The organism is Herbaspirillum sp. RV1423 (genome assembly GCF_000577615.1).
Taxonomy (GTDB): Bacteria; Pseudomonadota; Gammaproteobacteria; order Burkholderiales; family Burkholderiaceae_D; genus Herbaspirillum.
Genome location: NZ_CBXX010000021.1, coordinates 1 through 20,628, shown reverse-complemented (window position 1 = coordinate 20,628; position 20,628 = coordinate 1). Strand labels below are relative to the sequence as shown.

Genomic DNA, 20,628 nt, shown 5'->3' with positions numbered 1-20,628 from the left:
GATGGAATCCCAAATCATAGAAATCGACATTGCCAACTGGCAAGTCGCCGAACCCAATCCGGCCTGGATCGCTGCTCTGGAAGCCGGCAAGGTGCTGTATTTTCCGCATCTTCCGTTTGAATTGTTGGCGGAAGAAAAAGAGCTGCTCAGGCCGGACATCCGCGACCCGAAGGTCCGCAATATCAGTCTCGATGCGAATGGACATTTGAAAGGCGCCGTCGGCGACACCGCGACCCAGTTGGCGCTGGCGCTGATGATCGGCCGCTTTCGCCAGCAGGCGCAGTCGCTGGTGTATTCCCTGTTGCCAAAGTATAAAGACGCTTTGCGTTTGGCGCCAACCAGTTATCGACCGACGCAGGTCGAGACGCGCGCACAATCCTGGCGCGCCGATGACCGGCGTATGCATGTGGATGCTTTCCCGTCGCGACCGAATTACGGCGAGCGCATTTTGCGCGTGTTCAGCAATATCAATCCTGACGGCATACCGCGCGTCTGGCGCGTCGGCGAGCCGTTCGAAACAGTCGCCAAGAAGTTCGTGCCGCGTGCCAAGCCTTATGTTCCATGGCAAGCCAAGGCATTGAAGGCATTGCATGTCACCAAATCCCTGCGTAGCGAATACGATCACCTGATGCTGCAATTGCATGATGGCATGAAGGGCGATATGGCTTATCAGGAAAGCGCCGACCAGGTCGTCATGCCGTTTCCGGCCGGGTCGGTTTGGGTGTGCTTCTCGGACCAGGCATCGCATGCCGTGATGTCGGGGCAATACATGCTCGAGCAGACTTTGCATTTGCCGGTCGACAAGCAATACGATCCTGCGGCGAGCCCACTGGCGATCCTGACCAAACTGACCGGACGCGAGCTGGTTTGATGCGGTTGATCTACTCCGCGCTGTGGTGGGTGGGTTTGCCTTTTGTGCTGCTGCGTCTGTGGCGCCGGGGCGGCAAGGAGCCCGGTTATCGCCAGCATGTTGGTGAGCGCCTCGGTTTCTATCATCAGTTCGACCGGAAACCACTGCCGCCCATCATCTGGGTTCATGCCGTCTCGGTCGGAGAAACGCGGGCTGCGCAGCCTTTGGTGGATGCTTTGTTGCAAGCGTATCCGCAGCACACCATCTTGCTGACCCACATGACCGCCACCGGCCGCGCCACCGGGCGGCAGTTGTTTGCGCAACAGGGCGAACGTGTGGTGCAAAGTTTTTTCCCCTACGATACCGGATGGATGTGTGCACGCTTCCTGCGCTACTTCAAGCCGAGGATCAGCATCCTGATGGAAACCGAAGTCTGGCCGAACATGGTGCGGCAATGTGTGCGTCATCGGGTTCCGGTGATGCTGGCTAATGCGCGCCTGTCGGAACGCTCGCTGCGGCGCGGGCAGCGCTTCGGTGCGATTTTGCTGGAGGCGGCGGCGGCCATCGACTGCGTCGCCGCGCAATCGGACGCCGATGCTGATCGTTTACGTCAGTTCGGTGCGCGCAATGTGCATGTCACCGGCAGCATCAAGTTCGATGTGGAAGCGCCGACGGAAATGATCGCGCTGGGGGAACGGTGGCGTGCGAGCTTCGGAGATTGCCCTGTACTGCTGTGCGCCAGCACACGCGAAGGCGAAGAGCAATTGATTCTCGATGCCTTGAGCAAGTTCGATAACAGAGACTTTCTGACACTCATCGTACCGCGTCATCCTCAGCGTTTTGACGAAGTGGCCGCAATGATCTCGGCGTATGGTTTTGCGATTCAGCGCCGTTCGACAATGACGGGTACTCAGCTTGCCGGGGATACGTCGATCGTATTGGGCGATTCCATGGGGGAAATGTTCGCCTATTACGCTGCTTGTGACGTCGCATTCATCGGCGGCAGCTTGCTTCCTCTGGGCGGGCAGAATCTGATCGAGGCATGCTCGCTTGGCAAGCCGGTGTTGATCGGGCCGTATACATTCAATTTTCAGGTGATCAGCGAGGATGCGGTAAAGGCGGATGCGGCGATAAGAGTATCGGATGCTGCTTCCATGCTGCGTGCAACGCAGGTTTTGTTCAGTACTCCCGGACGCCGGGCGCGTGTGGCAAGCAATGCGCACAGTTTCGCGCGTCAGCATCAAGGAGCTACGCAGCGCACGATGGCGTTGATCAGTTCAATTATGAATTGAATGAAGCAGGTTTTGCTGAGCCGTTATTTTTGCTGCTGCCGAAGCTGAGTCGCTGTCTTCTCCAGCGTTGTATCAATATCCACAGGCGGATGCCATCCCAGCAAAGAGGATGTTTTTACGATGTCAACCTGTAGTGATCCGCACAGACGTTGGGCGACGCTGGTTTTGCCAAGCAGTTTGGCGATCGAATTCAGCAGTAATGGAGGAACCGGTACTAGCCGCGCCGGCTTTTGTAGCGCTTTCGCCGCACGTCTCAACAAAGTGGCGGTCGACAAATCTTCGCCGTCGCTTACCAAAAAGACCTGATTTCTCGCAGCCGGGTGTCGGAGGCATGTCACGATCAAATCCACCAGATTATCCAGCGCCACCATACTGCGGCGATTGGTGGTAATCGCACCCAGCGGCAGTGGTACACCTTTGTCGAGCCAGCGCATCATGCTTTGGAAATTGGCTTTGACTCCGGGGCCATATACCAGAACAGGACGAATGACGACGACTTCCATGCTGGTTTCCTTCGCTAAAGCCAGCAAGCCCTGTTCGGCTTCATGCTTCGATATGCCATACGGATCCCGAGGACGAGGAACATCGTCCGCTGTGTAGGGGCGTCCAGGCAGCGTTTCTTCGCCATTGACCTTGATGGAACTGATGAAGACAAAACGTCTTACACCTGCGTCGGCAGCCTGTCGTGCAAGATTCAATGTGCCGTCGACATTGACGCGTCGGAATTCCGCCAAGGGATCGGCAGATTTATCATCCATGACATGTACGCGCGCCGCAGCATGCACAATCGTATCGATCCCCTCCAGCGCAGCATGCCAGTCAGTTTCTGCCGCCAGGTCGGGCACCTTGATCAGGTCGACATTGTCGGGAAAAATGATGTTGTCGCGCCGTACGCAGGCACGCAGTACGTATTGCGGATTGGTGGCTAACGCCGAAATCAAGGCTTTGCCGACAAAGCCGGTTGCGCCGGTGATAAGCAGATGCATGGACATGGCCGGAGGAATTTGAAGCCGTGATATTACCATCGGTCAAATTGCTCGGCGTTTGAATTGTCGGTACCATGAAAAACGTCCCCTGTTTGGGGACGTTTTTCATGGTTAGCAGTAGCCAGAAACAGAAACTTATTTCGTTCCTGCAGACGATATGGCCGTCGTCTCATTCAACCCACCCCCCAACGCCCGATACAAATCAATCGCATTATTCAAGCGCAACTGCCGCGCCTGAATCAGCGATTGCTGCGCCGAGAACAAATCGCGCTGCGCATCCAACTGATCCAGCGAAGACGCAATGCCGTTCTTGTAGCGCATGTCGGTCAGGTTAAGTCGTTCCTGCTGCGCTTTCAGGAAAGCTTCCTGGGCTTCGATCTGTTCGTCCAGGGTGCCGCGTGCGACCAGGGCATCGGCGACTTCGCGGAAGGCCGTTTGAATGGTCTTTTCGTAAGTCACGATCGCCTGGTTCTTGCGCACTTCCGCCAAATCCAGGTTGGCGCTGTTGCGGCCGAAGTCGAAGATCGGCAGGCTCAATTGCGGGCCGAACGACCACGCGCCGGAGCCCGAATCGAACAGGCCGCCCAGCGTGTTGCTGGCAGTCCCGAACGAACCAGTGAGAGTGATCTTCGGGAAGAATGCCGCGCGCGCCGCGCCGATGTTGGCGTTGGCGGCCAGCAGTTTCTGCTCTGCCGAGCGGATGTCAGGGCGACGCGTGAGCAAATCGGACGGCAGGCCCGCAGGAATGTCGGTCACGATGTTTTGCAGCGACAGGTCCTGGCCGGCAGGCAGGTTGTCGATCTTCTTGCCGACCAGCAGCGTCAGGGCGTTTTCAGCTTGGGCGCGCTGGCGCGCCAATGTGGCGGCCGAAGTGCGCGCCGATTGCACCAGCGTTTCCGACAGGCGCAGATCCAGCGCCGACGAGGCGCCCACGTCGAAGCGTTTCTTCGCCAGATCGAGGTTGGTCTGGCGGCTTTCCAGCGTCTGTTGCGCCAGCTTCAACTGTTCGGCGTAGGAACGCTCGGACAGATAGGCTTGCGCCACTTGCGACACCAGGCTGATCTGCGCCGACAGCTTGGCTTCTTCGGTCGACAGGTAAGTCGACAGCGCGGCATCCTTCAGGCTGCGTACGCGGCCGAAGAAATCCAGCTCATAAGCCGGGATGGCCAGGCCGACCTGATAGCCATTGGTGATCAGCGGCGAGCCGGTCGTCGACTGGCTCGCCGACAAACGTTGGCGTGTAGCGCTGCCGCTGACATTGAGGTTGGGCAACAAGTCGGCGCGCGTGATCTGGTACTGCGCGCGCGCTTCTTCGATGTTCAGCACGGCGGTGCGCAGGTCTCTGTTGTTTTCCAGCGCCGCTGCGATCAGTGCTTGCAGGCGCTGGTCGGGGAAGAACTGGCGCCAGCCCAGGGTGGCCGCGTCATAGGCGGCCTGGCCCTTGGCGTCGGCAGGGTAGCTGGCGTCGATCGGCGCTTGCGGGCGTTCGTAAGTCGGCGCCAGCGAGCAGCCGGACAGGACGCCGGCCACCAGCAAGGCTGCGCTCAGTTGGCCCAGTTGGCCGGTCAAGCGCAGGGTTGGAAACTTAAACATTACTCATCCTCCACATCGATTTTGTGATGGGCAGCGTCGAGCTTGCGTTGGCGTTCGCTGCCTTTGAAGATCTTGCGCACGACGACGAAGAACACCGGCACCAGGAACACGGCCAGCACGGTCGCCGTGATCATCCCGCCCATCACGCCGGTACCGATCGCGCGTTGGCTGGCGGAGCCGGCGCCGCTGGCGATCGCCAACGGCAGCACGCCGAGGATGAAGGCCAGCGAGGTCATGATGATCGGACGGAACCGCAGATGCACCGCTTCCAGCGTCGCTTCGATCAGTCCCATGCCTTGCGCCTGCAGGTCCTTGGCGAACTCGATGATCAGAATCGCATTCTTCGCTGACAAACCGACCACCGCAATCATGCCGACCTTGAAGTACACGTCGTTAGGCATGCCGCGCAGCGTCACGCCCAGCAGCGCGCCGAGAATACCCAGCGGCACCACCAGCATCACCGCCAGCGGAATCGAGGTGCTTTCGTACAGCGCAGCCAGCACCAGGAATACCGCGATCAGCGACAGCGCGTACAGCGCCGGCGCTTGCGAACCGGAGGTCTTTTCTTCCAGCGACTGGCCGGTCCATTCGAAGCCGAAACCTGGCGGCAGCTTGCCGACAAAGGATTCCATCTCCGACATGGCTTCGCCGGTGCTGCGACCGGGCGCCGCGCCGCCGGCGATCTTCATCGCCGGATAGCCGTTGTAGCGGATCAGTTGCACAGGACCGTTGATCCACTTCGACGTGGTGAAGGCCGAGAACGGCACCATGGTTCCGCCATTGTTGCGGGCATACAGCTTGGCCAGGTCTTCCGGTTGCAGGCGGCGCTTGGCGTCAGCCTGGACGATCACGCGCTGTTGACGGCCCTGATTCGGGAAGTCGTTGACGTAAGACGAACCGAGCGCAGTCGACAGCACGCTGTTGATGGTCGAGAATGGGACGCCCAGCGCATTGGCCTTGTCGCGGTCGATGTCCAGTTGCAACTGAGGCGCATCTTCCAGGCCTTCAGGACGCACCCCCGCCAGCACCTTGCTTTGCGAGGCCATGCCGAGGATCTGGTTACGTGCCTGGACCAGTGCAGCGTGCCCCACACCGGCGCGGTCCTGCAGGCGGAAGGTGAAGCCGGTTGCGTTACCCAGTTCAGGGATCGGCGGCGGGTTCAGCGGGAACACAATCGCATCCTTGATCTGCGAGAACGCGCCGAAGGCTTTGCCGGCAATCGCATCGGCCGACTGCGTCTTGTCGCGCTCGCTCCAGTCCTTGAGCGGTGTGAACACCAGGCCTGCATTCTGGCCGTTGCCGGAGAAGCTGAAGCCGGCAATCGCCACGACGTGTTCGACGGCAGGTTGTTTCAGGTAGTAGTTCTCGATCTGCTTCAGCACTTCCAGCGTACGGCTGGTGCTGGCGCCGGCGGGCAACTGCACGTTGGTGATGATGTAGCCCTGGTCTTCGTTCGGCAGGAACGACGCCGGCAGGCGCGCATACAGCAAGCCCACGCAGCCGATGATCACGGCGTACACGATCATATAGCGGCCGGTCTTGCCAAGCATCTTGGCGATAAAGCCCTGATAGCCCGTGGCCGTCTTGTTGAAGCGGCGATTGAACCAGCCGAAGAAGCCGCCCTTTTCGTGATGATGGCCCTTTTCGACCGGCAGCAGGATGGTTGCGCACAGCGCCGGGGTCAGTGTGAACGCCATCAGCACCGAGAACACCATCGACGCCACCATCGACAGCGAGAACTGCCGATAGATCGCACCGACAGCGCCGCCGAAGAAGGCCATCGGGATGAACACCGCGATCAGCACCAGCGTGATGCCGATCAGCGCGCCGGTGATCTGGCCCATCGCCTTGCGAGTTGCATCGCGCGGCGACAGACCTTCTTCGCTCATGATGCGTTCAACGTTTTCCACCACCACGATCGCATCGTCGACCAGGATACCGATCGCCAGCACCATGCCGAACATGGTCAGCACGTTGATCGAGAAGCCGAACACCAGCAGCGTTGCAAAGGTGCCCATCAGCGCCACCGGCACGACGATTGTCGGGATGATGGTGTAGCGGATGTTCTGCAGGAACAGGAACATCACCAGGAACACCAGCACGATCGCTTCGATCAGGGTCTTGACCACTTCTTCGATCGAGATCTTGACGAACTTGGAGGTGTCGTAAGGGATGGTGTATTTCACGCCGGCGGGGAAGTACTTGGCCAGCTCTTCCATTTTCTTGTGCACGGCGGTCGCAGTGCCCAGCGCATTCGCGGTCGGCGACAACTGCACGCCGATGAACGAGCTCGGTTTGCCGTCGAGACGGCCGGCAGTGTCGTAAGACTGGCCGCCGACTTCAATGCGGGCGATATCGCGCATACGCACCGACGAACCATCCGCATTGGCGCGCAGGATGATGTTGCCGAACTGTTCCGGACTGGTCAGTTGGCCGTTCACCACCACGGTGGCGGAGATCTGCTGTGCATCGGGACTCGGCAGGGCGCCCAGCGTGCCGCCCGCCACCAGCGCATTTTGCGCGGTGATGGCGGCGGTCACGTCGGCTGGCGTCAGGTTCAGGCCGACCAGCTTGTTCGGATCGATCCAGATGCGCATCGCGCGTTCGGTGCCGAACAACTGCGCCTGGCCGACGCCGGGCACGCGCTTGACTTCATTGAGTACGTTGCGCGACAGATAGTCGCCCAGCGCCACCGGATCGAGTTTGCCGTCGGTCGACGACAAGCCGATGAACAGCAGGAAGTTGCTGCGCGACTTGGTCACCTGCACGCCTTGTTGCGTCACCGCCGCCGGCAGACGCGCTTCCACGCGTTTCAGGCGGTTTTGGACGTCCACCGCCGCCAGGTCGGCATTGGTTTCGGGCGAGAAGGTCACGGTGATCTGTACCTGGCCGTTGGCCTGGCTTTGCGACTCCATGTACTGCAAGCCGTCGGCGCCGTTCATTTCCTGCTCGATCAGGCTGGTGACCGAATCGTCCAGGGTTTGCGCGGTCGCGCCGGGATACGTCGCCGTGACCACGATGGTCGGCGGCGCGATGCTCGGATACTGGGCGACAGGCAAGCCGGTAATGGCCAGCGCGCCCGCCAGTATGATGAAGATTGCTAACACCCACGCAAAAACGGGGCGATCAATAAAGAACTTTCCCATCTGACAGCCTCTTAGTTAGCTTTGGTTGCGGCGTCCTGCTTGGCTGGCGCCTGGCCTTGAGCGGCAGGCTGAGCCGGAGCGGCAGCAGGTGCCTGGCCTACCGGTCCCTTCCAGGGAACCGGCTTGACGGGAGCACCCGGCTTGGTCTTTTGCAGGCCTTCGACAATCACGCGGTCGCCGGTTTTCAGGCCGTCGGTGACGACCCAGTTATTGCCCTGGGCGGCCCCGGTCTTGACCGGACGCGCAGCCACCTTGTTGTCTTCGCCCACCACAAATACCGATGAACCGTTCAGGTCGCGCATGACTGCCTGCTGCGGCACGACGATGGCTTGCTCGTCGACGGCTTGTTCAAGCTGCGCGCGCACATACATACCCGGCAGCAGCGTGCGGTTCGGATTCGGGAATTCGGCGCGGATGGTGACGGAACCGGTGGTTGCATCGACACTGATGTCGGAGAACAGCAGCTTGCCCGGCAACGGATAGGGATGGCCGTCCTCGGTGACCAGCGTCACCCGCGCCTTGCCCTGGCCGACGGTCTTCAACTGGCCGTTGGCCATCGCCTGCTGCAACTTGAGCAGGTCGGTGCTTGATTGCGTCAGGTTGACGTAGATCGGATCGAGTTGCTGCACTACCGCCAACTGGGTGGCGTCGCCCTGGCCGACCAGCGCGCCTTCGGTCACCAATGCGCGGCCGATGCGGCCGGAGATCGGTGAAGTCACCGTGGCGTAGCCCAGGTTCAGGGCGGCAGTCTGCACGGCAGCCTTGCCGGATGCGACATCGGCTTCAGCTTGCTTTTGCGCGGCGACGGCGTCGTCATATTCCTGTTTGCTGACAGCGTTGACTTCGAGCAGCGGCTTGTAGCGCTGCGCCTTGAGGGAGGTCTGGGTCAGGTTGGCCTGGGCGCGCGCCAGCGTTGCCTGGGCGCTGTCGTAAGAAGCCTTGAAAGGCGCCGGGTCGATGCGATACAGCACTTCGCCGGCCTTGACCTCGCTGCCTTCGCGGAAGGTGCGCTTCTGCACGATGCCGGCCACGCGGGCGCGGACTTCGGCGATGCGCGTCGCTTCCAGGCGGCCGGGCAACTCGTTGCTGATGGTAATGCGCTCAGGCGCGATGGTGACGATGGAGACCTCGCCCGGCGGCATGCCGCCTGCTTGGGCATTCGGTTTTTGACCGCAGCCCGCAAAGGCGGCCATCACGGCAACGGTCAGGGTAAGGCGCGTGAAACGACTAACTGAGCTCATAAATATCTCGCACGGTAGGTAAAGTTGAAGCTGCGACAGCAGCTAGTGATTCGAATACGGTGACTACAAAAACACAACCGGTAAAACGGCAGAACCAAAAGATAACGCAAAAATTGTTGCGATGCAGAAAAGACAGCAGGGAGGTAAAACGAAGGCAAACGCACAAGCGGCTATTGAAATCCAGTGCTATTATACATACATTCTTGTATGTATGTATTCGCTTGATGTATCGCAATATGTCTAAATGTAGACGCGTAATACTTAAAGAAACATGCAGATTTTCGTGAAAACTCCTCTTTGTCAAAGAGAATTGCGTCAATCTGTCTTTATTGCACAACGAAGGTGCGCGGAGATTGTAATGATATCTATTATTCAGACGGCTGGTTGACCATGGCACGTTCGACCAAGGAAGAAGCCCTCGAAACCCGCTCGCGCATCCTTGATGCTGCGGAGCAAGTGTTTTACGAGCGCGGCGTTTCGCATACCTCGCTGGCCGATGTCGCCAAGGCGGCGGATGTCACGCGCGGCGCAATCTACTGGCACTTCAAGAACAAGAGCGATCTGTTCGACGCCATGTGCGATCGCGTGCGCCTGCCGATGGAGGCGATGATGGAAGACAACGCCGACCAGCGCGTCACCGATCCGCTCGGTCAGTTCATCAAGGGTGGTGTGTACGTGCTCAAGCAAGCCGCCACCGATCCGCGTTGCCGCAAAGTCTTCGATATCATTTTCAACAAATGCGAATTCGTTGACCACAACGATCCCATCCTGATGCGCCAGCGCGAATGCCATATGCAGGGCATGTTGCGGATGGAGCAAATCCTCAAGAACGCCATCGCGCGCGGCCAGTTGTCGTCCAATCTCAATATCCGTCTGGCCTGCCTGATGGTGCATGCCATCGTCAGCGGTTTGCTGACCGACTGGTTTTTTTCGCCGGACAGTTTTGATCTGGAAAAAGAGGCGGAAAAACTGCTCACCGCCTGCATCCACGCCGTCAAAACAGCGCCGACCCTGCTCAACTGATGGAGGGCGTCGGCGCCTGCCTACGGGGTGGGCGGGCCTAGCAACAGGTTGATTTGCGCCAGGTCGTCCTCTTTCAGGCTGCCTGCGGCCGACTTCAGTTTCAGTCCGTTCATCAGCGTGTCGTAGCGCGCTTTGGCGAGGTCGCGCCGCGTCGAAAACAATTGTTGCTGCGCGTTCAGCACGTCGATGTTGATGCGCACGCCGACCTGGTAGCCGAGGCGGTTCGATTCCAGCGCAGACAGGCTGGAGATCTCCGCCGCTTCGTAAGCTTTCACCTGCGACAGGCCGTTGCTCACGCCAAGATACGCCTGGCGTGCATTGAGCACGGCGGTGCGGCGCGCATTCTCGAGGTCGGCGCGGGCCTTGTCGGCCAGCGCGATCGATTCGTCCACCTTGCTGCTGACGCCAAAGCCCGCATAGAGCGGGATATTCCACTGCACGCCGACCGAATTGGCATAACCACGGCCATTGGTATAGGGCGTCAACTGACTGTTCTGATTGGTGAAATTGCGGCCGACCACGAGGTCTACTGTCGGATAATGGCCGGCGCGGCTGCGCCTGATCTCGCTTTGGGCGATTTCCAGCGACACCTGTTGCACCACCACGCCGTAATTCTGCTGTTCCGCGCTGGCAATCCAAGGATCGATCAAGGCTGGTTGCGGCAAGCTCAGTTGCACATTGGGGCGCAGCGTCGACAAAGGCGTCGGCGGCTGGCCGATGATTTGCTGCAATCTGCTGAGCGCCACTTCAAGGTCGTTCTGCGCGGAGATTTCCTGGGCATTGGCCAGGTCGTAGCGCGCCTGCGCTTCATTGGTGTCGGTAATGGTCGCGGTGCCGACCTCGAAGTTGCGTTTGGCCGAGGCCAGTTGTTCCGAAATCGCAACCTTCTGCGCGCGCAGGAAACTCAGCGCGTCCTGCGCCGAGAGCACATCGAAGTAAGTCTGTCCAACGCGCAGGATCAGGTCTTGCTCGGCCTGCGCGAATTGCGCTTCGCTCACGGCCACCGATAATTTTCCCTGTTGGTAGGTTTCCCAGTTGGCCATGCGCAGCAGCGGCTGGGTCAGTTGCAGGGTATAGGTGTTGCTGGAGTTCTGCATGCTGTCGCCCGAACGGGCGTAGTTGCCGCCTACGCCGACAGTGGGCAGCAGGCCGGCGCGTCCCTGGGTGATTTTCTCTTCGCCGGCGCGCAGCGAATAGCGTGCGCTCTGGTAAACCGGATCATTGGCCAGCGCTTGCTGGTAAACCTGCACCAGGTCGGCGGCGCGGGCGGGCAAGGCCAGCATGCCGGATAGTGCGGCAGACAAGGCGCCGATCACCAGCGCGGTGGAAAAATTAGGAGGCATGCGGGGGATTTTCGCGAGGAGTAAATGATAAATAGCCGTATTGGGCTACTCAGGCACTTTGCAGTTCCGGGAAAATCAAGAAAGTCGTCCGGCTTCGAATGAATACGGTCAATACGTCGGCATCGAGGCATCGACCTGCTGAGCCCAGGCATGGATGCCGCCGGTCAGGTTGGTCACCCTGGCGAACCCCTGGCGTTCCAGAAACGCCGCCACCTGCATGCTGCGGGCGCCGTGGTGGCAGATGCACACCACCGGCTGTTCTTCGTCCAGTTCAGCGAAGCGGCTGGGAATCGTGTTCATGGGCATCAATTGGGCAACGTCAATGCGGCAGGTTTCGAATTCCCAAGGCTCGCGCACATCCAGCAGCAAGGGTGTCGGGCGGTCCGGGTCGGCAATCCAGGCGGCCAGTTCCGGTGCGGTGATGTGCTCCATGCCAATATCCTAAAAAGTGAAGTGGGAATGCTCGCTGGCCGCATGCAAAGGCTTGACCAGCAGTTCGAAGACGTCGACCGTATCGTAGACTTGGTCGGAAGTGCGGGTGATCACTTGCAGCGACATCACGGGCGCTTCGCCGATGATGGCCAGGATGCGGCCGCCGACCTTGATCTGCTTCAGGAAGGCGTCCGGCAGGAAAGGCAGGGAGCCGGAGATGACGATCACGTCGTATTCGCCTTGCCAGCCTTGCGCGCCGTTGCCCAGTTCGACGCTGACGTTGGTCACGCCGTAGCCGGACAGGTTCTTTTCGGCCAGCGCCTTGAGGTCCGGATCGATTTCGACGGTGGTCACATGACGCCCTTTATATGCCAACAACGCGGCCATGTAGCCCGAACCGGCGCCGATTTCCAGCACCTGCTCGTGTTTCTTGACATTGGCTTCCTGCAGGATGCGGGCTTCCACCTTCGGGGCCAGCATGTTTTCACCGCCCGGCAGCGGAATTTCGGTATCGAAGAACGCCAGGCTGCGGTAGGCCGCAGGAACGAATTCCTCGCGCCTGACCACGGTCAGGAGGTCCAGCACATCCTGGGCCAGCACATTCCAGGGGCGGATTTGCTGTTCGATCATGTTGAAGCGGGCTTGTTCGATATTCATGGCAGTAGGCTCAATAGCGACGTAAAAACAGCATTTTATCAAACACGGACCTTGCCAGGCAGCGGCAGGGTGTTGCTTTCGAGGCCGCGGTCGTGAATTTTTTGCTTGCCGGCAGCGCCGCGGCGCTTGCAAAAGGGAAATGTTTAGGGCGCATGCTCTTCCTCGCGGTCTTTCCCGCGGCCGAACCACTTGCGCTTGACCCAGGCTCCGAGGTCGTCGAGGTAGGTGTAGGCTACCGGCACCACCACCAGGGTCAGCAGCGAAGACGTGATGATGCCGCCGATCACCGCCTGGCCCATCGGCGCGCGTTGTTCGGAGCCTTCGGCAATGCCGAAAGCCAGCGGCACCATGCCGAACACCATCGCCAGCGTGGTCATCAGGATCGGACGCAGCCGCACATGGGCGGCTTCAAGCAGGGCGGCGCTGCGCTCCATGCCTTCCTTGCGCGCCTGGTTGGCAAAGTCCACCAGCAGGATCGCGTTTTTGGTCACCAACCCCATCAGCATGATGAAACCGATGATGGAGAACATATTCAGCGTCGAGCGGAAGAACATCAGCGCCAGGAACACCCCGATCAACGTCAGCGGCAGCGACGACATAATTGCCACCGGTTGCAGGAAGCTGGCGAATTGCGACGCCAGGATCATGTAGATGAACACGATCGCCAGCGCCAGTGCGCCCACGGCGTAGCCGAAGGACTCGTTCATGCTCTTGGCCGAACCGCCGATCTGGTAGCGGTAGCCGGGCGGCCAGTTGATCTTGTCCAGCATGACCTTGATCTCGGCGTTGACCTGGCCGGCCGAGCGACCGGCGGCGTTGGCCGACAGTTCGACTTCGCGGTTGAGGTCGCGCCGGTTGATCTGATTGGCGCCGACGGTGTTTCTGATCTCGGCCACCTGGCGCAGCGGCACCATGCGCGGCGTACCGTCGGTATTGCTGAAGGTGCTGGCCAGCATCAGGCGCGACAGGTCGTCGACGGTGTTGCGGTCGGTCGGCGCCAGACGCACGTTGACGTCGTAATTTTCATCGTCTGGCGCGCGCCAACTGCTGGCGGCTTCGCCTGCCAGCAAAGGCCGCAACGCGTTGCCGATCTCCGCCACGCCCACGCCGAGGTCGGAACCGATGTCGCGCCTGGGTTCGACGGAAATGGTTGGCTTCTGGGCTTTCAGGCTGGAGTCCAGATCGACCACGCCGGGGATTGCGCGCAGTTTTTCCTGCACTTCATCCGACAGCCGCGCCAGTTGATTCAGATCGGGACCCAGCAGACTGAACCGCACTTGCTTGCTGTCGCCGCCGACGCCGTCGAGCGAACCGATATGCGTCACCGTGACGCCGGCGACCTGGGTCAGGCGCGTGCGCAGCAGAGGCGCCAGTTGCGAGGCGCTCAGTTGCCGTTGATTGCGCGGCTTCAGGCGGATGAACACGGTGGCGTAGTTCTTGCCCTGCGCGTTGCCGGTGTTGACCGTGCTGTAGGTGTCGACCACTTCGGGGAACCGGCGCAGTATGGTTTCAACCTGATGCACCTTGGATTCGGTCAGATCCAGCGACGAACCGACCGGGGTATAGAACGTCACGCCGGTCTCCGAATAGTCGGCCTGCGGCACGAACTCGGAACCGATCAGTCCGCTGGCCGGCAAGGCCAGGCCGGCAACGAAGCTGAGCAAAGCCAGCACCAGCGTCAGCACGCGATGCCGCAGCGACCATGTCAGCAGTTTCTGGTAGCTCGCCGACAACCATTGCACCAGGCGTTCGAACTGGTCGAGCACGCGGCCGATGGTGCGCGCATACCAGCCGCGCTTGTTCTTCTCGCCGTGGATATCGGGATCGGGCCAGATCGACGACAGCATCGGGTCCAGCGTAAACGATACGAACATCGAAATCAGCACCGCCGCCGTCACCGTCACGCCAAACTGGTGGAAAAAGCGTCCGATGATACCGCCCATGAAGCCCACCGGCAGGAACACCGCCACAATCGAGAAGGTCGTCGCCAGCACCGCCAGGCCGATTTCCGCCGTGCCTTCCAGCGCCGCCGCCTTGTGCGTCTTGAACTTGCCGTGCACCTTCATGCCGGCATGGCGCACGATGTTTTCGCGCACCACGATGGCATCGTCGATCAGCAACCCCACGCACAGCGACAGCGCCATCAGCGTGATCATGTTGATCGTGAAGCCGAACATGTACATGAACAGGAAAGTGCCGATCAGCGCCACCGGCAAGGTCAGGCCGGTGATCACCGTCGAACGCCACGAATTGAGGAACAGGAACACGATCAGCACCGTCAGCAGCGCGCCCTCTATCAGCGTGCGGCGCACGTTCTCGACGCCGGTGCGAATCTGGCGCGAGCTGTCCTTGATCACCTGCAGGCGCACGCCCGGATAGAGCTTCTGCAGGTTCGGCTCCATTTCCTTGATGGCCTGCCTGAGGCCGTCGGCGACGTCGATGGTGTTCTGGCCTTGCGCTTTGAGGATGTCCAGCGCGAGCGTGCGCTGGCCGTTGTAAAGCGCCAGCGTCTCCTGCTCTTCCTGGCCGTCGACCACGGTGGCGATCTGCTCCAGCGTCACCGGCTGACTACCGCGCCGCGCTACGATGATGCGTTTGAAGTCTTCGGGATTCTTGACGCGGCCCTGCACCTGCACGACCTTTTCGGCATCGGCCATGCGGATCGCCCCGGTCGGCAATTCCTGGTTCTCGTTCTTCACCGCGTTGATGACCTGGTCGACGCCGATGCCGAGCGCTTCCATTTCGTTCGGCTTGACGTAGATATTGACCTGGCGCTTGACGCCGCCGACCAGCGTCACCGACCCGACGCCGCGCACGTTTTCCAGCCGCTTCTTGATGACCTGGTCGGAAATCGTGGTCAGCTCGCGCAGGGTGCGCGGTCGAATATTGGAGGCATGGGACGCATTCGGATCGTTGGTGACCGAGATCGAAAAGATCGGCTGGTCGGCCGGATCGAAGCGCGTGATGCGCGGCTCGTCTACTTCCTTGCGGAAGGCCGATTTCACCAGCGCGACTTTTTCGCGTACGTCCTGCGCGCCCTGCGCCGGATCGACGGTGAGGTCGAATTCGACAATCACTACCGACAGGCCTTCATACGAATGCGATGTCAGGCTGTTGATGCCGTTGATGGTGTTGACCGATTCTTCGATCTTGCGCGTGACGTCGGACTCGACATTCTCGGGCGAAGCGCCGGGATAGGTGGTCTGGACCACCACCACCGGAAAAGTGATGTCGGGGAACTGGTCGACCCGCAGGCGCTGGTAAGAGAACAGGCCCAGCACCACGAACGCCATCATCATCATGGTGGCGAATACGGGGTTGCCGATACTGATGCGGGTGAACCACATGCGCTTATTCCTTCGCCGCTGGCGCAGGCACGCTGTCGGCCTGCACAATCCGTACCGGCGTGCCGCTGTTCAGGTTGCCGAGATTGGCCTTGACGATGCGCGCGCCGCTTTGCAGGCCGCTGCTGATTTCCACCGCGTTGCCCTTGCTGTCGATGCCATGCAGACCGGGCGCGACGTCGCGCCGGGCCAGCTTGCCGTTTTCAATCGCATACACGTAGCTCTTGTCGCCGTCGTTGCGGATCGCAGTCTGCGGCACGGTCAGCACGTTGTCGCGCTTGTCCAGCGTCAGGCTGGCGTCGGCGAACATGCCCGCGCGCAGCAGACCTTGCGGATTGTCGATGCGCACATAGACCATGATCGAGCGCGAACCCGACTGCGTGGCCGGATTGATGCGCACCACCTTGCCGGAGACGGCGTCCGGCAGGCCTTCCACCCGCACCAGCACTTCCTGGCCCAGTTGCACCTTGAGAATGTCGGCGGTCGGCACCGGCGCCTCCAGTTCCATCTGGCGCAGGTCGACCACTTCCAGCAATTTGTTGTCGATGGCGATCTTTTCTCCCGGCTCGATGGTGCGGCTGCTGATCATGCCGCTGATGGGCGCCTTGATGACGGTGTCGTCCAAGGCTTTTTGCGCCACATCCAGCGCGCCGCGCGCGGTGTCGACGTTGGCCTTGGCGATGTCGAACTGGCTGGCGGCATTATCGAAGGCATTGCGCGAGATGAAGCCTTTATCCAGCAGCGCCAGGTTGTTGTCGCGCGCTTTGGTGGCGATATCGAGCTGGCCGCGCGAAGCCACCAGTGCGCCCTTGGCCTGTTCCACCTTGGCCTGGTATTCGCTGGTGTCCATGCGGATCAGGACCTGCCCGGCGCTGACCGCTTCGCCGGCGCGCACCAGCACTTCCCTGACTTCGCCGCCGACCTTGGCCTTGACCGAGACCTGGTTCAGCGCGCGCAGGGCGCCCGACAGCGGCAACACCTGGCGCAGCGATTCGACGCCGGTCACGGCAATGTCGCCGGGCAGGAATTCCAGCGCCTGGGCCGGCTTTTCGACCACAGCGGCTGGCGCGGCGGGGCGTTTGCGGGTTGCCATGAAAGCAACCAGGACGATCACGACCACTACTATGAGGAGAACTGAGCGGCGTTTGAAGAAGGAAAGAGTCATCAGGGTTGGTCAGCAGGCCGTTCAGGTGTAAAGCGGTCCAATTGTTGAGGAAGTCGCCGATGCAGCGTTGAGGCTGGTTTCCCGGAATTCTTGTGGAGACGGAGCAGGCATGGCCAAGCAGCGGCGCCGCCGGTAAATTACCAGAGAGTCAGCAATGTAAGTGGCAACAGCCATGTCGTCAAGAATTCCGTTTCAGGATCGTGTAAAGCATGGTAAAGACCTCGGTGTTCGACGCATGCCGGTTTGCGACGAATGGCAGAATCGCGGGAATGAAACGCAGGCGCACAAACAGCCAAAAGACTCTTACAATAGGGAATTAAGGCAGATTCGCCAATTTTGCAACTTACAGACAGTCAGGCGCAGCATCGGTCGCGGCAATCCGTAGGAGAGCGTCAATGGACAGCATCAATAATCAATTTTTCGTCAACAATACGGCATCCCCGACGGCAGCCAAGGCGTATGCCAAGAATGACGACATCGGGTTTGCCCAGATGATGGCCACGCGCGGCAGCGTCGACGGCCTGAGCGGTGCCGCCAAGGCCGATGTCAGTCCGGCGCTGACGATGGCGCTGGGCGGACTGATTGGCCGCTACGGCATCAACGTGCCGCCCAAGCTGCGCATCCTGCCCGCCAAGAAAAAATACGTGCTGGAAGAAGGCGACGACCGCAGCGGCAAGTTCGACATGCTGATCCAGGACAATCCCGGCGTGAGCGAATTGCTGACGCAGGCGCACACCAAGGCGCTCACCGAGCGTGACGCTGCGATGGAATCGGCGATCGATTCCTTCATGCAGGGCAAGGGCGGTTACGACATGAAGGGCTTCCTGGTCGAGTTCCGGGAAAATGAAAAACCGCGCGCCGTCAGCGTCGTCTATGACGGCATCGGCACCTACGTCGAAGAACAGGACGCGCGCGGCGCATGGCGCCTGATCAAGGGCGAAGCGGATTTCACGGACGATCTGATGAAGGCGTACACGCGTTACAACCTCACCAACGTCGCGACTGACTACCACAACAAGAAGAGCTTGCCCACGCTCAACCGGGAACAGGTCGCCAAAGGGCGCTGATGCAGCGCTGAGGCAAAAGAGCCAGGTCGAACAACCGTCGTCCTGACGAAAATCAGGACCCAACGTCGTATCGGACGTCGTCACTACAATGGGGCCCAGTGTTCGCTTGGGCGATGGCTGGGAAAGCAGGCTTGACTGAACAGCATTACCCTGACTGGAGCGACTTTACAAATCTTTAACCGGTTTTACCTGAAATGGCGGCTGCGCATGTTCTTGCCGGCCGGATGAGTGGCTATGATGGAGTCAGTACACCCTCAACATTTTTCGGGAGCATGCCATGAGCGTTTCATCCGTCAGTTCTTCTTACACCAATGCGCTGTACGACAATGTCTACATGCCGGTCAAGAATGCCGTCGCCAAAGCCGGCAGCGAGATCAGCGATGCCGTCGACGCTACTGTCGATACGGTCAAGTCGGCAGCGACCACGGCTGCGGACGATGTCGTCGACGGCTTGAAAGCCGTCGGCAGGTTCATCGATACGTCAGCATAAGAAATCAATCCGTATTCGATCATGCGGAAATGATCTGCGGAGCGTGCGTTCATCGATGAATGCGCGTTCCGTCGCCCCGGACTTGCGTACCGCGCGGGCCGGCGCCATTAAAAGATGCGCCTGAGCAATGGATCGACGGTGTGCTTTCTGCCGCCGTGTTGCGCTAGAATCCCCTGAAGCACAAATATTCCGGGGAATCCATCTTGCAGGTCGACGCACAGATCGTTAACGCCTTCATCGACGGCGCTGCCGGCGGCAATCCTGCCGGTGTCGTCCTCGATGCCGATGCCCTGACGACGGGCCAGAAACTCCACATCGCCCGTCAGCTCGGCCTGTCGGAAACAGCCTTCGTTTCCGCCTCGCAGAGTGCAACCGTCAAACTCGAGTTCTTTACGCCCACGCGGCAGATTCCGCACTGCGGCCACGCGACGATCGCCACTTTTTCACTGCTGCACAAGCTGGGCATGGTCAATGCAGGCAAGCTGTCGAAGGAAACCATCGACGGCAACCGCGGTATCCTGATCGATGGCGACCTGGTGTTCATGGAGCAGCGCGCGCCGCAATACCGCACGATTGCGGTCGATTCGGAATTGACTGCGCGTATCGCGGCGTCGCTCGGCATCATGCCGCAACGGTTTCACGCGAGATTTGCACCTGCCGTGGTCAATACCGGCAACGCGTTCCTTGTCCTGGCGTTGCCCGATGAGCAGGCGGTTTCCATGTTGCGGCCGGATTTCAGGTTGATCGAGGCGCTCAGCAATGAACTGGACGTGATCGGCTATTACGTGTTTTCGGATATGACCGCGGTGAGCGGGCGGCATGCCGGCGTGCGTATGTTTGCGCCGCGCTTCGGCATTGCGGAGGAGTCCGCGACCGGAACGGCGGCAGGTCCGCTGGCCTGCTATCTGCACGATCACGCCGGCGTGCGCGACCGCGAACTCTTCATCGAGCAGGGCTATCTGATGCAGCCGCCTTCACCCAGCGTCATCAAGGTCAGGCTGACTGTCGACGACGGCGGCATCCGCCACCTGATGGCAGGGGGCAGGGCCAGGGCGATGCGGCTCATCAGGCTGGATGTCTGAGCTTATTGTTGCAACTTATTGCTGCTGTTCGATCTGGAACATCAGGCCTTGCTGGATGACTTCCGCCGACAGCAGTTTCTCGCCGACCGCCGCTGTCATGCGCTGGCCGGGATTATTGAGCGCGTTGCTGGTCAGGCGTCTGATCAGGTCGGGCAATTTCTTCTTGTCGCCATCGGTGACGATGCGGCTGGCGGTCTCGGCGCAGAGGTAGAATTCCTCGCGCGCGCCTTCCGTGCGGCTGGTCAGCAAGACGCCGATTGTTTTGAGGTCGCCGTTCTTGGCCAGGGTGCCCATGATGGAAGTCTGTGCCGGACCGACCTGTGTCTGGAAGATGTGCTTCTCGCCGTCTTTATGCAATTGCGTGACGTCGATCACATACAACGGCGCCATGTGTGCCGCATTTTCATCCTTGCGGTCGTCGAGCACGTCGCGCACGGTGCGGTTGAATTTGGTCGAAAACAGCGTCGGCGAGATGGCCAGCGATTTTTCGGCGGCGGCCTGCGCCGCCAGTTTTTCATCTACCGAGCGGTCGCAGGCGCCGAGCGCGGTCAGTGCAAGCAACATGGCGATCAACGAGCCCAGGTTGGCGATTCGGTATTGCATGAGGTGTCCCCTTTTTTTGCATTATTTGTCCGGCGTGAGTACATCGCCAATTTTGCTTCAAGGCGATGTTGCTCCATGTCAAGCATACGCGATCTTATCCGGGAATGCATGTCGCCAGGCGGCGACGTATTGTTTTTACCGCACCGCGACGCAGATTTCGCAGGAAAACAAGCCGGTTTTCATCTACCGAGCGGTCGCAGGCGCCGAGCGCGGTCAGTGCAAGCAACATGGCGATCAACGAGCCCAGGTTGGCGATTCGGTATTGCATGAGGTGTCCCCTTTTTTTGCATTATTTGTCCGGCGTGAGTACATCG

General features: G+C 60.2%; 17 protein-coding genes. 6 read left to right on the top strand and 11 right to left on the bottom strand.

Going from position 1 to position 20,628, the window contains the following annotated elements; genetic code table 11:
• The first annotated feature begins 1 nt into the window (after position 1).
• Together RV1423_RS18030 and waaA are read left to right on the top strand one after the other, a co-directional pair.
• Positions 2–871, top strand: coding sequence for a Kdo hydroxylase family protein (locus tag RV1423_RS18030; protein ID WP_034299572.1), 870 nt, complete (start codon positions 2–4; stop codon positions 869–871).
• The gene (gene waaA / locus RV1423_RS18025; RefSeq protein ID WP_034299569.1) at positions 871–2,142 is read left to right on the top strand and encodes a lipid IV(A) 3-deoxy-D-manno-octulosonic acid transferase; all 1,272 of its coding nucleotides are present in this window, start codon (positions 871–873) and stop codon (positions 2,140–2,142) included. The genes RV1423_RS18030 and waaA overlap by 1 nt, the downstream gene beginning before the upstream one ends.
• A gap of 23 nt (positions 2,143–2,165) precedes the next feature.
• Here waaA and RV1423_RS18020 read toward each other — a convergent pair whose 3' ends face one another.
• From RV1423_RS18020 to RV1423_RS18005, 4 genes are all read right to left on the bottom strand, one after another.
• On the bottom strand, positions 2,166–3,128 hold the full coding sequence (locus RV1423_RS18020; protein WP_034299669.1) for an SDR family oxidoreductase: 963 nt from the start codon (positions 3,126–3,128) through the stop codon (positions 2,166–2,168).
• Positions 3,129–3,263: 135 nt separating this feature from the next.
• Complete coding sequence (gene adeC / locus RV1423_RS18015) at positions 3,264–4,721, bottom strand: AdeC/AdeK/OprM family multidrug efflux complex outer membrane factor (protein WP_034299565.1); 1,458 nt, start codon at positions 4,719–4,721, stop codon at positions 3,264–3,266.
• Positions 4,721–7,867: an efflux RND transporter permease subunit gene (locus tag RV1423_RS18010; protein WP_034299562.1), complete on the bottom strand. Its 3,147-nt coding sequence runs from the start codon at positions 7,865–7,867 to the stop codon at positions 4,721–4,723. The genes adeC and RV1423_RS18010 overlap by 1 nt, the downstream gene beginning before the upstream one ends.
• A gap of 11 nt (positions 7,868–7,878) precedes the next feature.
• A complete protein-coding gene (locus tag RV1423_RS18005; RefSeq protein WP_034299560.1) occupies positions 7,879–9,108 on the bottom strand; it encodes an efflux RND transporter periplasmic adaptor subunit in 1,230 nt (409 codons plus the stop codon).
• Between the two features lie 390 nt (positions 9,109–9,498).
• On the opposite strand from RV1423_RS18005, the gene RV1423_RS18000 reads away from it, so the two are divergent.
• Positions 9,499–10,131, top strand: coding sequence for a TetR family transcriptional regulator (locus tag RV1423_RS18000; protein ID WP_034299668.1), 633 nt, complete (start codon positions 9,499–9,501; stop codon positions 10,129–10,131).
• Positions 10,132–10,151: 20 nt separating this feature from the next.
• On the opposite strand, the gene RV1423_RS17995 is transcribed toward RV1423_RS18000, so the two are convergent.
• From RV1423_RS17995 to RV1423_RS17975, 5 genes are all read right to left on the bottom strand, one after another.
• Entirely contained in the window at positions 10,152–11,474 is a 1,323-nt protein-coding gene (locus tag RV1423_RS17995) for a TolC family outer membrane protein (protein ID WP_034299558.1), read from the bottom strand.
• A 108-nt stretch (positions 11,475–11,582) separates the two neighbouring features.
• A complete protein-coding gene (locus RV1423_RS17990; protein ID WP_034299555.1) occupies positions 11,583–11,906 on the bottom strand; it encodes a rhodanese-like domain-containing protein in 324 nt (107 codons plus the stop codon).
• Between the two features lie 9 nt (positions 11,907–11,915).
• Positions 11,916–12,563, bottom strand: a complete 648-nt coding sequence (locus RV1423_RS17985; protein WP_034299553.1) for a protein-L-isoaspartate O-methyltransferase — start codon at positions 12,561–12,563, stop codon at positions 11,916–11,918.
• A 143-nt stretch (positions 12,564–12,706) separates the two neighbouring features.
• Complete coding sequence (locus RV1423_RS17980; RefSeq protein WP_034299550.1) at positions 12,707–15,910, bottom strand: efflux RND transporter permease subunit; 3,204 nt, start codon at positions 15,908–15,910, stop codon at positions 12,707–12,709.
• A gap of 4 nt (positions 15,911–15,914) precedes the next feature.
• Positions 15,915–17,000 (bottom strand): efflux RND transporter periplasmic adaptor subunit, encoded by a 1,086-nt coding sequence (locus RV1423_RS17975; RefSeq protein ID WP_306410046.1) that lies wholly within the window; start codon positions 16,998–17,000, stop codon positions 15,915–15,917.
• A gap of 467 nt (positions 17,001–17,467) precedes the next feature.
• On the opposite strand from RV1423_RS17975, the gene RV1423_RS17970 reads away from it, so the two are divergent.
• From RV1423_RS17970 to RV1423_RS17960, 3 genes are all read left to right on the top strand, one after another.
• Positions 17,468–18,139 carry a hypothetical protein gene (locus tag RV1423_RS17970; RefSeq protein ID WP_034299544.1) on the top strand — a complete coding sequence of 224 codons (672 nt, stop codon included), beginning with the start codon at positions 17,468–17,470 and terminating at the stop codon, positions 18,137–18,139.
• Positions 18,140–18,416: 277 nt separating this feature from the next.
• Positions 18,417–18,629, top strand: coding sequence for a hypothetical protein (locus RV1423_RS17965; RefSeq protein WP_034299541.1), 213 nt, complete (start codon positions 18,417–18,419; stop codon positions 18,627–18,629).
• 203 nt (positions 18,630–18,832) lie between these two features.
• Complete coding sequence (locus RV1423_RS17960) at positions 18,833–19,711, top strand: PhzF family phenazine biosynthesis protein (RefSeq protein WP_034299538.1); 879 nt, start codon at positions 18,833–18,835, stop codon at positions 19,709–19,711.
• Positions 19,712–19,726: 15 nt separating this feature from the next.
• On the opposite strand, the gene RV1423_RS17955 is transcribed toward RV1423_RS17960, so the two are convergent.
• Both RV1423_RS17955 and RV1423_RS29925 read right to left on the bottom strand, forming a co-directional pair.
• A complete protein-coding gene (locus RV1423_RS17955; RefSeq protein WP_034299535.1) occupies positions 19,727–20,314 on the bottom strand; it encodes a hypothetical protein in 588 nt (195 codons plus the stop codon).
• A 94-nt stretch (positions 20,315–20,408) separates the two neighbouring features.
• On the bottom strand, positions 20,409–20,582 hold the full coding sequence (locus tag RV1423_RS29925; RefSeq protein ID WP_155835151.1) for a hypothetical protein: 174 nt from the start codon (positions 20,580–20,582) through the stop codon (positions 20,409–20,411).
• Between the last annotated feature and the right edge of the window lie 46 nt (positions 20,583–20,628).